This window comes from Chryseobacterium sp. 3008163 (genome assembly GCF_003669035.1).
Lineage (GTDB): Bacteria > Bacteroidota > Bacteroidia > Flavobacteriales > Weeksellaceae > Chryseobacterium.
Map to the genome: position 1 here is coordinate 1,868,453 of NZ_CP033070.1, position 19,075 is coordinate 1,887,527.

Genomic DNA, 19,075 nt, shown 5'->3' on the forward strand with positions numbered 1-19,075 from the left:
ATTTTTAATCTAGTCTTAAAGTTTTTAAATTAATTGAAAGATCAGAATCTTTCAACAGCAAAATCAGCAACAACAAATAATTGTCATTACAAAAATCTTATCTGAAACTTTTTTAAATTTTATCATTACTAAATAGCTTTTAAATGATGTTGTAGATGATCAATATAGTCTTTGATAATAAATTCTAAGGTAAAAACCTGAGGCTCAACTTTTGTCATGTCACAAGTTCTCTGCAAAGCTTCATCAGGAATATTTTCGACTGTATGTACAATTTGAAAATTCAGAAATTTCCACAAATTGAAAATATCTAAAGTCGGAATATTCTGATAATTCTGAGCTTTCACCCAAAAATTCTGGTCATAAACAATATTGTCTTTTTCTTTATACTGAGTGATTACAAATCTTCTGATATTCGATAAAGCGCTATCACAAAGATGACCTAAAATTTCTTTTTTTGACCATTTTTCAGGTGAAATTTTATGCGACCATTCTTCTTCAGAAATGTTTTCAAATCTATGAAGTTCTTCGTTTATTATATTTTTAAGTATCTGATAATCCATTTACAATAAACTAATAATCAAGTTTAGCATGACTTCCTACATAATGTAGAAACTCTTGTCTCGTAATAGGATTGGTTCTGAAAATCCCGCTTAATTCCGCAGTAATCGTAGAACTTGCGGTGTCTTTTATTCCTCTGCAATTCACGCAAAGATGTTTTGCATCAATAATACAAGCAACATTCTGAGTTCCTAGAGCATCTTTCAAAGCATCAACAATCTGCATCGTCAACCTTTCCTGAACCTGTGGTCTTTTTGCGTAATAATCTACAATTCTGTTGATTTTAGAAAGTCCGATCACATCACCGCTTGAAATATAAGCAACATGCGCTCTTCCGATGATTGGCAAAAAGTGATGTTCGCAAAATGAGTAAACCGTGATGTCTTTTTCTACCAACATCTGGCGGTATTTGTATTTATTTGAAAATGTAGAAATTCCAGGTTTATTTTCTGGAAGAAGTCCTCCAAAAATTTCATTTACATACATTTTAGCAACACGTTTTGGAGAATCCTTCAAAGAATCGTCGGTCATATCAAGACCAAGAGTTTCCATGATTTCTCCAAAAAGCTGGGTAATTTTTTCTATTTTCTCCTGTGGCGATTTCTCAAAAGCATCTTCACGAATCGGCGTATGCTCTTTCCCTGTGAAAATATCATCATCGTTATCGGTAAAATCAACCATTTTTATTTATTTTGCAACAAAAATACGGATAAAATTAATTCTATATTTTAATTTAGCTCAAATTTGAATTACCTTTCACATCTATTATTCTAAAATATTATGGTCATTGCAGAAGAAGTACTGAATAACGCACAAAAGAAAGAGTTTCTGGAGTTTCCTGCCAGACTTTACAAAGGCGATAAATCGTATATTCGACCATTAGATAAAGACATTGAGAGCGTTTTTGACGACAGTGTGAACAAATGCTTTGCAAATGGTGAAAGCAAGCGTTTTTTATTTAAAAATAAAGACGGTGAGACTGTAGGAAAAGTTGCCGTTTTTGTGAATAAACAGTATATCGAAAAGCAACCTACAGGTGGCATTGGTTTTTTCGACTGTATCAATGATCAGGAAGCTGCCAATTTTATATTTGACCACTGTAAAAACTGGCTTCAGGAAAGAGGAATGGAAGCGATGGATGGCTCGATTAATTTTGGAGAACGTGATAAATTCTGGGGAGTTCTGATTGAAGGCTTTTCTGAACCTTTGTATGGAATGAATTACAATTATCCTTACTATAAAGAACTTTTTGAGAATTACGGATTCGAAATTTATTTTAATCAGTTATGTTTCAGCAGAAAGGCTCACGCTCCTACTTCAAGAATTTTCAATATCATGCACGCCAAGCATTCTAAAAATGAAAATTTTTCGTCAAAGCGTGTTACAAAAGCGAATATGGATAAGTTTGCAGAAGATTTTTATACCATTTACAATAAATCCTGGGAAAGCCACGGCGGCGGAAAGCAAATGTCGCTGAATGACGTAAAAAAGCTTTTCAACAACATGAAACCTGTGATGAACGAACACATTGCGTGGTTCGCTTACGAAAGTGGAAATCCGGTTGCGATGTGGATTAATATTCCTGATCTCAATCAATGGTTTAAATATTTAAATGGAAAATTTGGGATTTGGGATAAACTGAAGTTTTTGTATTATAAAACTTTTAAGCACAATTCTAAGTTCGTTGGTTTGATTTTTGGAGTTCTTCCGGAGTGGCAAAACAAAGGTGTTGAAGGCTACCTCATTGTAGAAGCTGCCAACCACTTCCGTGTGGCAACGAAATTTGAAGATTTTGAAATGCAATGGATTGGTGATTTTAACCCAAAAATGCTGGGTTTGGCAAAACATCTGGAAACTGAAGTGACAAGAAAACTAGCGACTTTTAGGTATTTATTTGATCGAACCAAAGAGTTTGAGAAGCACCCAACGGTTTAAATTTTAAAAAACATAATTATGGATTCATTAGTATTTTTCTTTATTGTATTTCTCTTTTTCATCTTATCTATTCCTGCAATTATTTTTCTGATTGCCTATTTAGCTGCGCAAAGCAGAAAGAAGAAACAAAAAATTCTTTTGGAACAAATTGGAACACCCGAATATTATGCCTTTGTGCGTTACAATATGGGAAATACTCAGGATCAATTTTTTAAACTGAAAGCATTTCAGGGAAGCGGAATTATTTATGTAGAAGAGCGAAAGATTATTTTCAGAGATACTTTAAATCAAAACCCGCACACCTTTAATTTAGATGACTGTTCGATTAAATGGGAAGATATCAATCTTGTGAATGGTCTATTGAAATGGTTTTCGGTAAGCGACGAAACAAAGAAATACTTTTTCAACATCGACAGCGGAATGTTTATTTTTAATACCAACTCTTCAAAACCGACAACAAAAAGTGTTTTTGATCAACTTTTGAAATATCAAAACGAAATATAAACAATAGGGCTTTAGAAAAATTTCTAAAGCCCTATCTCTTCACTTTTACTAACTATTTAAAACAGCTCTCCAGCCACTTTTTTAATATTATCACTTTTACCCATAGAGTAAAAATGCAGGACGGGAACGCCAAAATCAAGCAATTCTTTGCATTGGCTGATTGCCCACTCTACACCGATTTGTTTTACGGCTTCATTATTTTTTGCACTTTCTACAGCATTGATTAAATCTTCGGGTAAATCTATTTTGAAAACCTGAGGCAATAGTTTCAAATGTTTTTTTGTAGCAATCGGTTTAATTCCTGGAATAATTGGAACAGTAATTCCCATTTCACGGGCTTTAGTAACAAACTCGATATATTTTTTATTATCAAAAAACATTTGGGTTACGATGTAATCTGCACCTGCATCTACTTTTTGTTTCAGCCATTTCAGATCGTAATTCATTGACGGAGCTTCCATGTGTTTTTCAGGATAACCCGCAACACCGATGCAGAATTTGTTGTGATCATCACAAGCCTGATCGTCATGAAGATATTTCCCTCTTCCCAAATTATTGATCTGGTTTACCAAATCCATCGCACTTGCGTGACCTCCGGGAGTCGCTTCAAAATACTGATGCCCTTTCATCGCATCCCCACGAAGTGCCATAATGTTGTCGATTCCCAAATACATACAGTCTACCAAAAGATATTCTGTTTCTTCTTTCGTAAACCCACCACAAAGTAAGTGCGGAACGGTATCAACATTATATTTATGCTGAATAGCCGCACAAATCCCCAAAGTTCCGGGACGCATTCTTGTAATACGACGTTCCATTAAACCATTTCCTTTGTCGATGTAAATATATTCTTCTCTTGAAGTCGTTACGTCGATAAATGGTGGTTTAAATTCCATTAAAGGGTCGATGTTAGTATATAAATCTTCAATCCCGATTCCTTTTTGAGGTGGAACAACCTCTAAAGAAAATAAGGTTTTGCCGTTGGCGTTTTTTATATGATCTGTGATTTTCATTTAATAAATAGTAAGTTTTAATTTTTTAAATAATTTTTATGATTCGGCGGCGGCAAGCCGCCGCCGAATCATAAACCAAATCTAAATTCCGTCTGCTAAATTCGGGTTCAGCCATTTTCTCGCTTCCTTCAAAGAAATTCCCTTTCTTACAGAATATTCTTTTAATTGATCTTCTGAAATTTTTCCTAAACCGAAATACTTGGCGTGAGGACTTCCAAAATAATATCCTGAAACGGCTGCTGTCGGGAACATTGCCAAACTTTCAGTAAGATAAACACCGATGTTTTCTTCCACTTTCAACAAATCCCAAATTGCGTGTTTTTCCAAATGGTCTGGACAAGCTGGATAGCCGGGAGCTGGACGAATTCCTTTGTATTTTTCGGCAATTAAATCTTCGTTGCTTAAATTTTCCTGATTGGCGTAACCCCAATATTCTGTACGTACTTTTTTATGTAAAAATTCTGCGTAAGCTTCGGCAAAACGGTCGGCAATTGCTTTGACCATGATCGCATTGTAATCGTCGTTATCTTTTTCATACTGATCAGATAATTCATCTGTTCCAAAACCTGTGCATACACAGAAAGCACCCATGTAGTCGGTTTTTCCTGAGCTCTGAGGCGCAATAAAATCACTCAATGCGATATAATCTTTGCCTTTTGATTTCTGAACCTGCTGTCTCAGCGTTAAAAACTTAACCTTTTCCTGATCATTTTCATCATAAATTAAAATGTCATCAGTTTCGTTTGAATTGGCTTTGAAAATTCCAAAGATCGCTTTGGCAACCAATAGTTTTTCATTAACAATTTTCTTTAAAATTTTCTGACCATCTGCAAATAATTCTTTTGCCTGTTCACCTACAACTTCATCGTCAAAAATATTCGGATATTTCCCATGCAGATCCCAACTTCTGAAAAACGGCGACCAGTCGATGAATGGAATCAACTCTTCCAAATCCTGATTTTCAAAAACCTGAATTCCTAAATTATTTGGCGTAAAAATTTCTTCGTTCTCCCAATCAATTTTAAACTTATCTTTTCGGGCATCTTCGATGGAAACGTAGTTTTTATCAACTTGCCTGTTCAGGAATTTTTCTCTGAAATCTGAATAATCACTTTTCAGATCATCTACGTATTCTTTATTTCGGTCTCCCAGTAATGAACTTACCACGTTCACCGCTCTGGAAGCATCATTCACGTGAACAACTGCATTTTTATATTTTAAATCAATCTTTACGGCAGTATGCGCTTTTGAAGTTGTTGCACCACCTATTAATAATGGAAAATTTAAGTTTTGTCTTTCCAATTCTGAGGCGATGTACACCATTTCATCTAAACTTGGCGTAATTAATCCGCTCAAACCGATGACATCTACATTATGATCGATCGCTGCCTGAATAATTTTCTCGGCAGGAACCATCACTCCCAAATCGACAATATCGTAATTGTTACAACCCAAAACTACACTCACAATATTTTTTCCGATATCGTGAACGTCTCCTTTTACGGTTGCCATCAAAATTTTTCCGTTGGGTTTCTGAGCTACATCTTTTTCCGCTTCAATAAATGGTTGCAGATATGCCACCGCTCTTTTCATTACACGGGCGGATTTTACCACTTGCGGAAGAAACATTTTTCCTGCACCAAATAAATCTCCAACTACCCCCATTCCTGTCATCAGATTGACTTCGATCACGTGAAGAGGTCTTGCCGACTGCAATCTGGCTTCTTCTACATCTTCTTCTATAAAACGGTCAATTCCCTTCACCAAAGAATGGGTGATTCTCTCCTGCAGAGGATAAGTACGCCATTCGAGTTCTTCAACTTTTTCTTTTTTAATCGATTTATTTCTTTCAGAATAATCTAAAAGTCGCTCGGTAGCATCTTCTCTTTTATCGAGAATTACATCTTCTACCAGTTCGAGAAGTTCTTTATTAATCTGATCATAAACCTCCAGCAATGCAGGATTTACAATACCAATATTCATCCCCGCCTGAATTGCGTGATAAAGAAAAACCGAGTGCATCGCTTCACGTACCGTATCATTTCCGCGGAAAGAGAAGGATACATTGGAAACACCTCCGCTCACCGAAGCGTACGGAAGATTTTGACGAACCCAACGTGTTGCTTCAATGAAATCGATTGCGTTACGACGGTGTTCGTCCATTCCTGTCGCAACGGGGAATATATTTAAATCGAAAATAATATCTTCGGCAGGAAATTTAACTTCATTGACCAAAATATCATAAGATCTTTGCGTGATTTCTAGTCTTCTTTCATAATTATCGGCTTGTCCGACTTCATCAAAAGCCATAACGATAACCGCCGCTCCGTATCTTTTGATGGCTTTGGCGTGTTTTACAAACTCTTCTTTCCCTTCTTTTAAACTGATGGAATTCACCACGCATTTCCCCTGAACAACTTGAAGTCCTGCCTCCAGAATTTCCCATTTGGAAGAATCGACCATGATTGGGATTTTGGAAATATCCGGTTCGGAACCGATGAGATTCAGGAATTTAATCATGGAAGCTTTCCCATCAATCAGACCGTCATCAAAATTCACATCAAGAATTTGCGCACCGCCATCCACCTGATCTCTTGCAATATCTAAAGCTTCAGAAAATTTCTCTTCTTTAATTAACCTTAAAAACTTTTTGGATCCGGCAACATTTGTTCTTTCACCAACATTGATGAAATTACTTTCGGGAGTTATAATCAAAGGCTCGAGGCCTGATAATTTTAAATATTTCATATTTATAAATGTAACAATTTACCAATGTAACGATTTACCAATAACGGTTTTAGTATCATTTAATAATGAAACTAATTACTACGTTGATAGATTGTTATGCTGTTACATTAAATTTTCTCGGTTCGTATTTTTCAACCAAATCGGCTATTGCTTTGATGTGTTCAGGAGTCGTTCCGCAACATCCGCCGATGATATTGATCAATCCTTTTTCTACATATTCTCTGATCTGACTTGCCATTTGCTCAGGCGATTCGTCGTATTGACCAAATGCGTTGGGTAATCCTGCATTTGGATATGCTGAAACACAAAATTCGGAATTATGAGCCAACGTTTCTAAATATGGCGTTAACTGGTTCGCTCCTAAAGCACAGTTGAATCCTACACTCAGTAAATTCAAGTGCGAAACTGAAATTAAAAATGCCTCTGCAGTTTGTCCGCTCAAGGTTCTTCCTGACGCATCCGTAATCGTTCCTGAAACCATGATTGGAATTTCAATTCCTCTTTCTTCCTGAATTTCGTCAATCGCAAATAATGCTGCTTTTGCGTTCAGCGTATCGAAAATTGTTTCAACCAAAAGAATGTCTGAACCGCCATCCAACAAAGCTTCTGACTGCTGTTTGTAAGCCAATCTCAATTCTTCGAAAGTAATCGCGCGGTATCCAGGATCATTGACATCCGGACTTAAACTTGCCGTTCTGTTTGTTGGTCCGATAGAACCCGCAACGAATCTCGGTTTATCGGGATTTTTAGCGGTGAACTCATCACAAACTTTTTTCGCAATTTTCGCTGATTCATAATTAAGTTCGTACACCAAACCTTCCATATGATAATCCGCCATTGCAATCGTTGTTCCTGAGAACGTATTGGTTTCCAGAATATCAGCTCCTGCTTCGAGATATTTTCTGTGAACTTCTTCAATCGCTTCCGGTTGTGTAAGCGAAAGAAGGTCATTATTTCCTTGCACGGGATGCTCCCAATCTTTAAAACGCTCGCCACGATAATCTTCTTCCTGAAATTTATATCGCTGAAGCATAGTCCCCATCGCTCCGTCGAGAATGAGAATACGTTCCTGTAATGCTTTATATAGTTGTTCTGAGTTTTTCATTTTATTTAATATGACATATTTTTAATAGGATTGCATCCTAATTCTTTATTAAATCATCCCTTTCGGAATTTCGTCTGAAAATGATTTTAAGTTTTCCAAATCATTTTCATTCGTGAATCGGAGAACAAATCTTCAACATAGCCCCGATGGAAGTGGCATCCTTTTTTGTTTTCTCAAAACAAAAAAGATATAGCGGACAGCGAGTGAGAGCTTTGTTATGAAGCCTTTCTTTGTGCTCCTAAATCATTCATCGCTAATTAGGATGATATCACCCCCAACGCCTGCTTCAGATCTGCAATAATATCATCTACATTTTCCAGACCTACCGAGCAACGAACTAATCCTGCAGTAATACCCACCTCATTTCTCTCCTCATCAGAAAGCTTAGAGTGCGTTGTAGATGCGGGATGCGTCACAATTGTTCTGGTATCACCCAAATTCGCAGACAGTGAGCACATTTTTATTTTATCTAAAAATTTTCTTCCTCCTTCAATGCCTCCTTTGATCTCGAAAGCAACTACATTTCCGCCTAGCTTCATTTGTTTTTTGGCAATCTCATAGCTCGGATGGGATTTTAAAAACGGGTATTTTACCAATTCAACATTCGGATGATTTTCTAAAAACTCGGCGACCTTCAAAGCGTTTTCGCAATGTCTTTCTACACGGATGGCCAATGTTTCCAAGCTTTTTGATAAAACCCAAGCGTTGAATGGTGACATTGCAGGACCTGTATTTCTTGCGAAAAGATAAATTTCTCTGATCAGATCTTCTTTTCCGACCGCTACTCCACCCAAAACTCTACCTTGTCCGTCAATCAGTTTCGTCGCAGAATGCACCACAATATCTGCTCTATATTTGATTGGTTGCTGAAGGTAAGGTGTGGCAAAACAGTTGTCTACAATGAAAATCAGATTGTGTTTTTTGGCAATTTTACCGAAAAATTCTAAGTCTAAAATTTCTATCGCAGGATTGGTCGGCGTTTCGAGATACAGGATTTTTGTATTGGGTTTGATATACTTTTCTACATTTTCAGAATCTTCAGCTTTGAAATAAGTAGTTTCAATATTCCATTTCGGAAAATATTTGGTGAACAAAGTATGCGTAGACCCGAAAACCGATTGACAACTTACAATATGGTCACCTGCATTCAATAAAGTTGCAAAAGTTGAATAAATAGCAGCCATTCCTGTCGCGAAAGCATAACCTGCTTCTGCACCTTCCATCTTCACGATCTTATCCGTAAATTCTGTAACATTAGGATTTGAAAATCGACTGTACAGATTTTTTGATTTTTCTTCGGCAAAACTCGCTCTCATATCTTCTGCATCTTCAAAAACAAAGCTTGAAGTAAGATACAAAGGTGTAGAATGCTCATCAAACTGAGATCTCTCGGTTTGAGTTCTTATGGCTAAAGTTTCAAAATTGTTTGATGGTTGATGGTTTTCAGTTGTTCGTTTATCTTGGCTCATTTTTTTATATCTTGGTTCTTAAATCTTGTCTCTCGGGTCTTATTTTGCTTCGCTCAGTCGTAAAATATCACCAAAAACTCCTCTCGCAGTAACTTTTGCTCCCGCCCCGGCTCCCATGATGACGATCGGATTTTCACCATAACTTTCGGTGTAAATTTCAAAAATTGAATCTGAACCTTTTAACTGTCCTAAAGCGGAAGTTGCCGGCACAGAAATTAGTTTTACATCTAGTTCACCTTTTTCTTTCTGTAAATCTCCATGCAAATCACCAACGTATCTTAGAACATGATTCGACTCCTGACTGTTCTTGATTTGATCGTACTCATCATCCAACTCTTCTAATCTTGATAGAAATTCCTGTTTTGAAACCGAAAGCAAAGCTTCAGGTACCAAATTCTGAATATTGATGTCCGTAAATTCATTAATTAAATCTAATTCTCTCGCCAAAATCAATAGTTTTCTTGCAACATCATTTCCTGATAAATCTTCTCTTGGATCTGGTTCAGTGAAACCTTTTTCTAAAGCTTCATTTACGATTGTTGAAAACTTGTCGTTTCTTAAAGAAAAATTATTGAACACGTAACTCAATGTTCCCGAGAAAACGCCTTTAATCCTTGTGATATTTTCACCGGATAGGTGTAGAAGTTTAATTGTATCAATCAAAGGTAAACCTGCACCTACATTGGTTTCGTAAAGATATTTTTTATTGTTTTTATTCAACGTATATCTTAGTTTACGATATTCTTCAATCGGAAGTGTGTTGAAAATTTTATTTGACGAAACCAAATCAAAACCATTTTCTGCCAAAGCCTGATAGTTTTTCACAAAATCAACACTCGCCGTATTATCAACAACGATAAGATTTTCAAGTTGGTTTTCTTTTGAGAAATTAATTAACTCGTCAACATTTGAAGTTTTTTCGGCTGCAAAAACCTCATCGCTCCATGTATTATCAAACCCTTTTTTATTAAAAGCAATTTTTCTGGAGTTAGCAACTGCCACAACTTTCAAGTGTATATTTTTTCTTCTTTTAATTTCTTCTGAAGAATGTAAAACCTGCTCAATTAAAGTCTTTCCAACATTTCCATGACCAATGATTGCTAAGTGAACCGTTTTTGGTTTTTTGAAAATTTCCGATTCAATGATATTTTTACTTTTCTCATCCTGTGAAGAAGTTACAACAATATTGATGCGCTTCTCGCTTGAATTTTGGTTTAAAAGCAACGGGAAAACATTGTTCCTCGCCAGCTCAGAAAGTATTTTATTCAGATCATCTGCCACAAAACCAATGACAGAAACATTGTTAATGCTATAAATTTGTGAAACCTTTCCCGATTTTCTTTCAGCAGCAAATTCGTCAATCAGACAATTAACCGCTTTCTCAGAATCGTCTTCGTGTACAAGAATCGAAAGTCCGTTCTCAACGGCTTGCTGAGAAATTACTCCTACACTGATTCGCGCCAAAGTAAGCGCTTTAAAAACCCTACCGTCAATCCCGATTTCTCCTAAGAAGTCTGCTCCTTCAAATTTGATGATTGATCTGTTTTTTAAAAATTTTATTTCGTTTGCATTAGTCTTATTCATCTCTACTTATTTATTTGTTTTTGCGTGATGGAATTCCACAGAGTTCCATTTCTACAAAATATTTTTTATGATATAATTTAATTGTTCGTATTCCATTAAAAAGGCGTCGTGCCCATGAATTGATTTGATCTCGTGATAGAAGACATCCTCTTTTTCAGTTTTCAGCTTTTTAAAACACATTCGGATTTCAGAAGCCGGGAAAAATAAGTCGGTATCTACAGAGATCATGTGCATTCGTGCTTTGATTTTACCTAAATCTTTATCGTTTGCATTAATGTTCATGAGTAAATGATTCATCAATTGATAAGATTTTAAACTAAATCTTTCGGCAAGAGATTTACCGTGATAATTCAACCAGTCTTCAGATTCTAACTTTCGTTTTTCCTGATTAAATTTATTTTGAAATCTTTCATTTAAAGATTGAGGTGTTCTGTAACACAACATCGCATGAATTCTGGCTTTCTGAAGTGGCTCATCATTTCCGTTTAATAAAAATTGCTGAACCAGACATTGAGCGTGCAACCAATCATGAGTTTTAGAATCGCAGGCAATAGGAATAAAAATTTCTGCCAGATTTGGCTTTTTAGCAAGCATTTCCCAACCGATTCCACCTCCGAGCGAACCTCCGATAATGGCGTATACGTTTTTAATATTTAAAGTCTCAAGACCTTGCAGAAATATATTAGCAATGTCTGAAGGGGTGAAATCTGAATATTCATCAATAAAAAAATCATCATATCCGTTTCCGGGGATATTGAAACAGAGAACTGTATATTTATTTGTATCAATAACCTGATTTTCACCAATCAACTGCTTCCACCAACCTTTTTCTCCGGATACATTTGAGTTTCCGGTTAAAGCATGATTGATCAAAATAATGGGTGCAGAAAACAAGTCTTTCCCAAAAAGCTGATAGCTTAATGAGATATGATATTCCTTTTGGGAATTGGTTTGATACAAAAAATTAATATGTTGCAGTTCTGTTTTCAATTTTATATTATTTAAAATAAATTTGAAAATGCCATGAGAAATGGCTGAAAAGAACTTCAGTAAGTTATCTGTCCAAAATAAAATTTTATTTGGTAGAACGTAGCACCTTCTTCGCTTGCGCAAAGGGTTGCTAAGGTTTCACAGGGTCTATCCCTCAACCTTTCTTGATAACATTTTCAATATGTAAATGAACGAATGGTGCAAAGATAATACATTTCTCTTAAAAAAATAAATAAATTTTATTTATCGTTAAAAATCCCTTCATTAAAAGCATTTCAGAAGGATGTTAAGAATTATTAAGCTTAAAAAAATTGGTTTTTTTTGTCAAAAAATCTACCTTAGCAATGAAAAATGATGTTATATGAGTGTTGAGAAGCAAAGACTAAAGGATAAAAACTGGTTGAATTGGGGACCTTACGTAAGCAACAGACAGTGGGGAAATGTACGCGAAGACTACAGCCCAAACGGTGATGCGTGGCGCTTTGCCAATCACAACAATGCCGAAAGTTATGCTTATCGCTGGGGCGAAGAGGGTATTGCCGGAATCTCAGATACCAAACAGCTTTTTTGTTTTGCGCTCTCATTTTGGAATAAGAATGACGAAAGAATAAAAGAACGATTTTTCGGACTGAGCAATCCTCAGGGAAATCATGGTGAAGACATCAAAGAAATTTTCTACTATTTAGATAACACACCCACTCATAGCTATATGAAAATGGTGTACAAATATCCCATCAATAAATTTCCTTACGAAGATTTAGTCGCTGAAAACGGAAGACGAAGCAAGAATGAACCCGAGTATGAAATCATAGACACCGGAATCTTCGATAAGGATGAATACTTTGATATTTTTATTGAATATTGCAAAGGGAATATTGATGACATTCTGGTACGAGTTACGGTTTGTAATCGAAGTAATCAAGATGCACCGATTGTCGTTTTACCGACTGCGTGGTACAGAAACAACTGGAAATGGGGTTATAATGAATATCAAGGACAGCTGGAAGATTCTCATGAAGGATGCATCAACATCAATCACGACAGCATTACTTTAAAAAAGTTTTATTCTAAAAACAGAAATGCCCAGCGGGTATTTTGTGATAATGAAACTAATAATTCAAAACTTTACGGAAGTCCGGAAGTTGAGAATGCCTATTATAAAGACGGAATCAACGATTTTGTAATTCATCAAAAAAACACAATTAATCCTGAAAAGAAGGGCTCCAAAGCATCATTTATTATAGAAGAAAACATAAAAGCTGGAGAGTATGAAGTTTTTGAATTCCGGTTGTCTTCAAATGATTTAGATAATCCATTTTATGATTTTGAAAGTATTTTTAATGCAAGACTTTCGGAAGCAAATGAATTTTACGAAGAAATTCAGCAGGATGTTCCGAACGAAGACGAAAGAAATGTGCAGCGACAAGCCTTTGCAGGACTTCTTTGGAATAAACAATTTTACCATTACAATGTAGGAAAGTGGCTGAAGGGTGACCCAAATCACGAAGCTCCGAGAGATTTTAATCATTATGTGAGAAATACCGAGTGGGAACATCTTCACAATAAAGACATCATCTCAATGCCCGATAAATGGGAATATCCTTGGTATGCGACTTGGGATTTAGCATTCCACTGTGTACCTTATGCAATCATTGATGGAGATTTTGCTAAAAACCAACTTCTTCTTTTGACTAAAGAATGGTACATGCATCCAAATGGACAAATGCCCGCTTACGAATGGAATTTGAGTGATGTAAATCCGCCCGTTCATGCGTGGTCTTGTTTCAGGGTATTTAAAATAGATGAAAAAGCAAATGGTAAACCCGACCTTTTATTTTTAGAAAAAGTTTTTCAAAAGCTTCTTCTGAATTTCACATGGTGGGTCAACCGAAAAGATAAAAACGGAAAGAATATTTTTGGCGGTGGATTCTTAGGTCTTGATAACATCGGTGCATTTGACCGTAACATGGAATTGAAAGATGGTGAACATCTTGAGCAGGCCGACGGAACGAGCTGGATGGCAATGTACGCGCTGAATATGATGCGTATCGCAATGGAATTGGCTCAATACTATCAGGTTTATGAAGATATGGCGATTAAATTCTTTGAACATTATCTGTACATTGCTGAGGCAATGGAAAATATGGGAGAAGACAAAGAAGGTCTTTGGAACGAAGAAGATGGTTTCTTTTATGATGTTCTTCAACTTGGAAATGGCGAAAGTGTTACACTAAGATTGAGAAGTATTGTAGGATTGATTCCATTGTTTGCGGTGGAAATTATTGACCATCATCTTTTGGATAAAATGCCGAATTTTAAAGCCAGAATGGATTGGGTTTTGAAAAATAAGCCAGAACTCGCCAATCTTGTTTCTCATTGGGACGAAGAAGGCAGCGGCAGAAAACATTTAATGAGCATCCTTCGTAAGACAAGACTTAAAAAAGTATTGACAAGAATGCTTGACGAAAAAGAATTTCTAAGTTCTTACGGAATCCGCGCGATGTCCAAAGTATATGAAGAAAATCCCTTCGTATTTACTGTTCATGGCAATAAGAATGTGGTTTATTACACTCCTGCAGAAAGTGACAGCAGAATGTTTGGTGGAAACAGCAACTGGAGAGGTCCTATTTGGTTTCCTATTAATTTTTTGATTGTAGAAAGTCTTCAGCGTTTTCATTTTTATTACGGAAACAGCCTGAAAGTTGACTTCCCGACCGGAAGCGGAGAGCAGAAAAATCTTGATGAAGTAGCTTCAAATATCAGCAACAGGCTTTGCTCAATTTTCCTAAAAGATGAAAGCGGACAAAGAGCTTTCAATGGAGGAAATTATAAATTTAATTATGATCCTAATTTTAAAGACTACATTACATTCTTTGAATATTTCCACGGAGATAATGGTCGCGGTGTAGGAGCATCACATCAAACAGGATGGACGGCTACAGTTGCAAAGTTGATAAAACCTAGAATGATATAATTTAAAGCCTCTTTAAAAAAGAGGCTTTTTTTATGTCTCAAACAAAAATAATTATATAATTATTTTACTTATAAATTTTTACCATTTAGAAAAAATAATGAATTTAGTTTTTGAAATTCATTATTAAAACCATTCTTTTTTACAAATCACACAAACATAACATATTATAAATAAGACTGTTATAGAAACGTCATTATTTATAATATTCTACATTTACACATTAATAAATACACAAATATGAATACAAAATTATTTTTTGTTTTCCTTCTATTATCAATAGGAATTCAGGCACAGATTTTAAACATTCCTGATGCGAATTTTAAAGCTAGGCTATTATCTTCTTCTCCGACTAATACAGTTGCTAAAAATCTTAGTGGGAATTATTTCAAAATCGACGCAAACGGTGATGGACAAATACAACTAAGTGAAACAGCTCAGGTAAAAGAACTTAACATACAATTTTATGGGGGCGATATCTCCTACACTACTATTAATTCGATAGATGGAATTAAGAGTTTTTCTGCTTTAAAAAAGTTTACACTACAGATTGGAAATTCTAATCACTATTCCGGTGCGGTAGATTTATCCAATATGGTGAATCTAGAAAATGTGGACCTCTCTCTAAGTTTCAGTAGTACTTTAAATCATGACATTAACGTTTCCAACTGTACAGCTTTAAAAACATTAAAAGCCGGGTATAATGGCGCTTCTCCTATTTTGTCTTTTACTGATTGTCCCTTATTAAATGATGTTAAAATAATTGGATATCATGATGTTTATGGAACTCCCACTGTTAGTTTGGGAACGCTGAATTTCAATAATTTCGCTTCATTAAAGTCTCTTTACATTGAGAATATCAACTTAAATACATTATTGCTTCAAGGCTGTAATGCGTTAGAAACAATAACTCTTAAAGAGTATTTTACAAACACCATTAGTAACCCTATTAACGTTTCCAATTTACCTAGCTTAAAAACTTTAACACTCAATAAATATAATGTAACGCTAGATTCCCATAATTGTCCCAACCTGATTTCAGTTATTGGTGGAAATATAACGGATCTGAATGTACAGGATTGTACCAGCCTAGTAGACCTAAAGGCAAACTCATTTAATAATACATTGAATGTTACCAATTGTATCAATTTAAAAACCATATCAGGAGCAGCAAACTGCAGTAATATAGACCTGAGTACAAGTAATTTACAAAACTTAGAAACAATATTATTCCTTCCTATTGATTGTATGCAGCAACAATCTACTCTCCTATCGTCACTTAATGTACAAAACTGCCCAAAATTAAGAAAAATTACAACCTATGAATTAAAACTAACAGCACTTGATGTTAGTAATCTTCCAAAATTAGAGAGTTTACAAATTTTACACTGTGACTATAGCCCTTTTTCAGCTTTGACATTAACGCAGATTAATGCTTCCAATTGCCCGCTGCTCAATACTTTTGATATAAAAGGATCTTATAAAGTACAGTCAATTAATTTACAAAACTGTTCTTCATTATCAAATATTATTTTACATAATGGAAATTCTTATGAAGGGAGATACGCTATAAATAATATCAATTTAACAGGCTGTAATAACTTTACAGATCTTGACATAAGGAAATGTAGTTTTTCAACACTGAATTTACCCAATCTACCTAATTTAAAAACGATTGACTGTAGCAATAATTTTCTAACTAATCTGGATTTTTCGAATTTACAATCTTTAGAAACTATTATATGTGGTAAAAACAACCTTGCAACACTTGTAGTTCATGATCTTCTCAATTTAATAAACTTTGATTACAGTGATGGATATTTGACCTCAATAGACTTCCAAAATTTACCAAAATTAAAGAATCTTATTTTTAATAATAATCAGTTAACAAATCTAGTACTAAACAATTTGCCTTTAATTGAAAAATTAGAATGTAAAAATAATCATTTAGTAAATTTAGCTCTACAGAACCTGCCTATTAAATATTTAGATTGCAGTAATAACCAACTTGTAAATTTAAATTTACAAAACTTACCTATTAAATACTTAGACTGTAGTAGTAATCAATTGGTAAACTTAGTAGTAAGTAATTTAAATGATTTAGAATCTTTAATGTGTGCTCACAATCAAATATCTTTATTAAATCTCACCAATAATTTAAATTTAGGTTATTTAGATTGTAGCTATAACCAACTAACTTCTTTGGATGCAGAAGTGCTGAAAATCCTTCCTACATCTACGTATAATGTTGGGGTCTTAAATTGTAGCCATAACCAACTGCATACTCTAAATATTGCAGGAATTCATATGTATAGTATAGATTTTTCATATAATAATCTTACTTCTGTTAATCTGGATAATATAAGTTCAGATTTCAGCTTTAACTGCTCTAATAATCAATTAACCACATTGGATTTGAGTACCTATTATTATGATCCTAATTATTATTCTCCAACATTAGAATTTTTTGACTGTAGTAATAATGCACTTACCACAATGTTTTTGAAAAATGGCATCAACGAATTCGGAACGTACCCTGCAAATCTTTCTAACAACCCTAATCTTGAATATATTTGCTGTGATGATACAGAAATGAACAAGGTTAAGTCATTGATTAGCCAATATGGTTATAATAATTGTACTGTAAATACGTATTGTTCATTAAATCCTGGCGGGAATTACAACACCATCACAGGAATCGTAAGATTTGATGAAAATAATAACGGTTGCGATATCAACGATGAAGTTTTTGAACATATGAAAGTAAAAATAGATGATGGTGTCACAACAGGAGAAACTTTTGTAAAAAGTAACGGAAAATATGATTTCTATACTCTGACAGGAGATTTTACCATAACCGCAGAGCCTGAAAATACTTCATTATTTACTGTGACACCTTCTACCTTCACAACAAATTTTGTTGATAGCAATAATAACACTTTGACCCAAAATCTTTGTGTTACCAAAAACGGAAGTATAAAAGATCTGGAAGTGGTTTTTGCTCCTGTAACGGATGCAAGACCTGGTTTTGACGCTGTTTATAAAATCATTTGGCGAAATAAAGGAAATACTACTCTTTCAGGAAATGCAACGCTTAGCTTTGACCCTTCAAAAATGAGCTTTGTTTCTTCTGTACTGCCTTCTTCCGTTACAGGAAATCTTGTTACGTTTAATTTCACAAATTTAAAACCTTATCAGAATACATCTTCGGAGATTACTTTTACCATAAATACTCCTACAAATCCAACTAATCCTGTGAATAATGGCGATATTCTAAATTTTACAGCAGGCATAAATCCTGTTTTAGGAGATATTAATCCTGATGATAATCAGTTTGTTTATCAGCAGACCGTGGTGGGTTCTTATGATCCCAATGACATTACTTGCCTTGAGGGAAATCTTATTCCACTATCAATGGTTGGGAAGTATCTTCATTACATTGTAAATTTTGAAAATACAGGAACTGCACCTGCAACGAATATTGTTGTGGAAATGAATATCAATTCTGATGATTTTGATATTTCTTCCCTGCAATTACAAAATACTTCGCACTCGTCATACACAAAAATTACAGGTAACAAAGTAGAGTTTATGATGAAGGATATTAATCTTGCGGCTTCCGCTCATGGAAATATCATGTCGAAAATTAAATCTAAAAATAATCTTATTTCCGGAGACAGTGTCATGAATCAGGCGAATATTTATTTTGATTATAATTATCCGATTGCAACTAACGAAGCCATAGCCAACATTGGAAATAATTCTACATTGGCTGTGACAGATGTAGCTAAAGACAAAGTTGTTTCTATTTATCCCAATCCTACAAAAGGAGACATAAACATTGATTCTGAATCCAAAATAAAATCTGTCGAAATCTATGATGCGCAGGGAAGAATTATTCAAAAACAAATGGGAATCAATTCAAAAAGCGTCAAAATTACTATCAAAAATAACAACTCAGGAGCTTATCTTTTTAGAATAAATACAGAAAAAGAAACTTTCACAAAAAAATAATCAAAAATTAATTTTTAACCAAATAATTATTAAAATTAGCAACACACTTTGTTCCATATTCTTAAAAGACGAAAGCAGACAAAGAGCTTTCAATGGCAGAAATTATAAATTTAATTATGATCCAAACTTTAAAGATTACATTACTTTCTTTGAATATTTTCACGAAGATAACGGTCGTGGAGTA

12 protein-coding genes and 1 riboswitch are annotated in these 19,075 nt (G+C 34.8%); of the genes, 4 read left to right on the forward strand and 8 right to left on the reverse strand.

Features of this window, described 5'->3' with window-relative positions:
* Window positions 1–128: 128 nt before the first annotated feature.
* Together EAG08_RS08420 and folE are read right to left on the reverse strand one after the other, a co-directional pair.
* Window positions 129–560 (reverse strand): DinB family protein, encoded by a 432-nt coding sequence (locus EAG08_RS08420; RefSeq protein ID WP_129535054.1) that lies wholly within the window; start codon window positions 558–560, stop codon window positions 129–131.
* A gap of 10 nt (window positions 561–570) precedes the next feature.
* Window positions 571–1,239: a GTP cyclohydrolase I FolE gene (gene folE, locus EAG08_RS08425; protein WP_047447041.1), complete on the reverse strand. Its 669-nt coding sequence runs from the start codon at window positions 1,237–1,239 to the stop codon at window positions 571–573.
* Window positions 1,240–1,338: 99 nt separating this feature from the next.
* Between folE and EAG08_RS08430 the strand changes: the two genes are divergently transcribed.
* A complete protein-coding gene (locus EAG08_RS08430; RefSeq protein WP_129535055.1) occupies window positions 1,339–2,493 on the forward strand; it encodes a hypothetical protein in 1,155 nt (384 codons plus the stop codon).
* 18 nt (window positions 2,494–2,511) lie between these two features.
* Window positions 2,512–2,997, forward strand: a complete 486-nt coding sequence (locus tag EAG08_RS08435; protein WP_129535056.1) for a hypothetical protein — start codon at window positions 2,512–2,514, stop codon at window positions 2,995–2,997.
* A gap of 56 nt (window positions 2,998–3,053) precedes the next feature.
* On the opposite strand, the gene metF is transcribed toward EAG08_RS08435, so the two are convergent.
* The 6 genes from metF to EAG08_RS23130 form a co-directional block, all read right to left on the reverse strand.
* The gene (gene metF, locus EAG08_RS08440) at window positions 3,054–4,010 is read right to left on the reverse strand and encodes a methylenetetrahydrofolate reductase [NAD(P)H] (protein WP_129535057.1); all 957 of its coding nucleotides are present in this window, start codon (window positions 4,008–4,010) and stop codon (window positions 3,054–3,056) included.
* An 81-nt stretch (window positions 4,011–4,091) separates the two neighbouring features.
* Window positions 4,092–6,758, reverse strand: coding sequence for a methionine synthase (gene metH, locus EAG08_RS08445; protein WP_129535058.1), 2,667 nt, complete (start codon window positions 6,756–6,758; stop codon window positions 4,092–4,094).
* 94 nt (window positions 6,759–6,852) lie between these two features.
* Window positions 6,853–7,863 carry a homocysteine S-methyltransferase family protein gene (locus tag EAG08_RS08450; RefSeq protein ID WP_129535059.1) on the reverse strand — a complete coding sequence of 337 codons (1,011 nt, stop codon included), beginning with the start codon at window positions 7,861–7,863 and terminating at the stop codon, window positions 6,853–6,855.
* A gap of 257 nt (window positions 7,864–8,120) precedes the next feature.
* Window positions 8,121–9,332, reverse strand: a complete 1,212-nt coding sequence (locus EAG08_RS08455; RefSeq protein WP_129535060.1) for an O-succinylhomoserine sulfhydrylase — start codon at window positions 9,330–9,332, stop codon at window positions 8,121–8,123.
* 39 nt (window positions 9,333–9,371) lie between these two features.
* On the reverse strand, window positions 9,372–10,916 hold the full coding sequence (locus tag EAG08_RS23125; RefSeq protein WP_410493328.1) for an ACT domain-containing protein: 1,545 nt from the start codon (window positions 10,914–10,916) through the stop codon (window positions 9,372–9,374).
* A 51-nt stretch (window positions 10,917–10,967) separates the two neighbouring features.
* A complete protein-coding gene (locus EAG08_RS23130) occupies window positions 10,968–11,906 on the reverse strand; it encodes an alpha/beta fold hydrolase (protein ID WP_410493329.1) in 939 nt (312 codons plus the stop codon).
* A gap of 61 nt (window positions 11,907–11,967) precedes the next feature.
* Window positions 11,968–12,080, reverse strand: a riboswitch (SAM riboswitch).
* 187 nt (window positions 12,081–12,267) lie between these two features.
* Between EAG08_RS23130 and EAG08_RS08465 the strand changes: the two genes are divergently transcribed.
* On the forward strand, window positions 12,268–14,880 hold the full coding sequence (locus EAG08_RS08465; RefSeq protein ID WP_129535061.1) for an MGH1-like glycoside hydrolase domain-containing protein: 2,613 nt from the start codon (window positions 12,268–12,270) through the stop codon (window positions 14,878–14,880).
* A 237-nt stretch (window positions 14,881–15,117) separates the two neighbouring features.
* A complete protein-coding gene (locus tag EAG08_RS08470) occupies window positions 15,118–18,891 on the forward strand; it encodes a T9SS type A sorting domain-containing protein (protein WP_129535062.1) in 3,774 nt (1,257 codons plus the stop codon).
* Window positions 18,892–19,075: the final 184 nt, after the last annotated feature.

Bases quoted from the DNA above. Each gene is read 5' to 3' on its own strand.
- EAG08_RS08420 (WP_129535054.1), bottom strand. From the start codon at position 560: ATGGATTATCAGATACTTAAAAATATAATAAACGAAGAACTTCATAGA.
- folE (WP_047447041.1), bottom strand. From the start codon at position 1,239: ATGGTTGATTTTACCGATAACGATGATGATATTTTCACAGGGAAAGAG.
- EAG08_RS08430 (WP_129535055.1), top strand. From the start codon at position 1,339: ATGGTCATTGCAGAAGAAGTACTGAATAACGCACAAAAGAAAGAGTTT.
- EAG08_RS08435 (WP_129535056.1), top strand. From the start codon at position 2,512: ATGGATTCATTAGTATTTTTCTTTATTGTATTTCTCTTTTTCATCTTA.
- metF (WP_129535057.1), bottom strand. From the start codon at position 4,010: ATGAAAATCACAGATCATATAAAAAACGCCAACGGCAAAACCTTATTT.
- metH (WP_129535058.1), bottom strand. From the start codon at position 6,758: ATGAAATATTTAAAATTATCAGGCCTCGAGCCTTTGATTATAACTCCC.
- EAG08_RS08450 (WP_129535059.1), bottom strand. From the start codon at position 7,863: ATGAAAAACTCAGAACAACTATATAAAGCATTACAGGAACGTATTCTC.
- EAG08_RS08455 (WP_129535060.1), bottom strand. From the start codon at position 9,332: ATGAGCCAAGATAAACGAACAACTGAAAACCATCAACCATCAAACAAT.
- EAG08_RS23125 (WP_410493328.1), bottom strand. From the start codon at position 10,916: ATGAATAAGACTAATGCAAACGAAATAAAATTTTTAAAAAACAGATCA.
- EAG08_RS08465 (WP_129535061.1), top strand. From the start codon at position 12,268: ATGAGTGTTGAGAAGCAAAGACTAAAGGATAAAAACTGGTTGAATTGG.
- EAG08_RS08470 (WP_129535062.1), top strand. From the start codon at position 15,118: ATGAATACAAAATTATTTTTTGTTTTCCTTCTATTATCAATAGGAATT.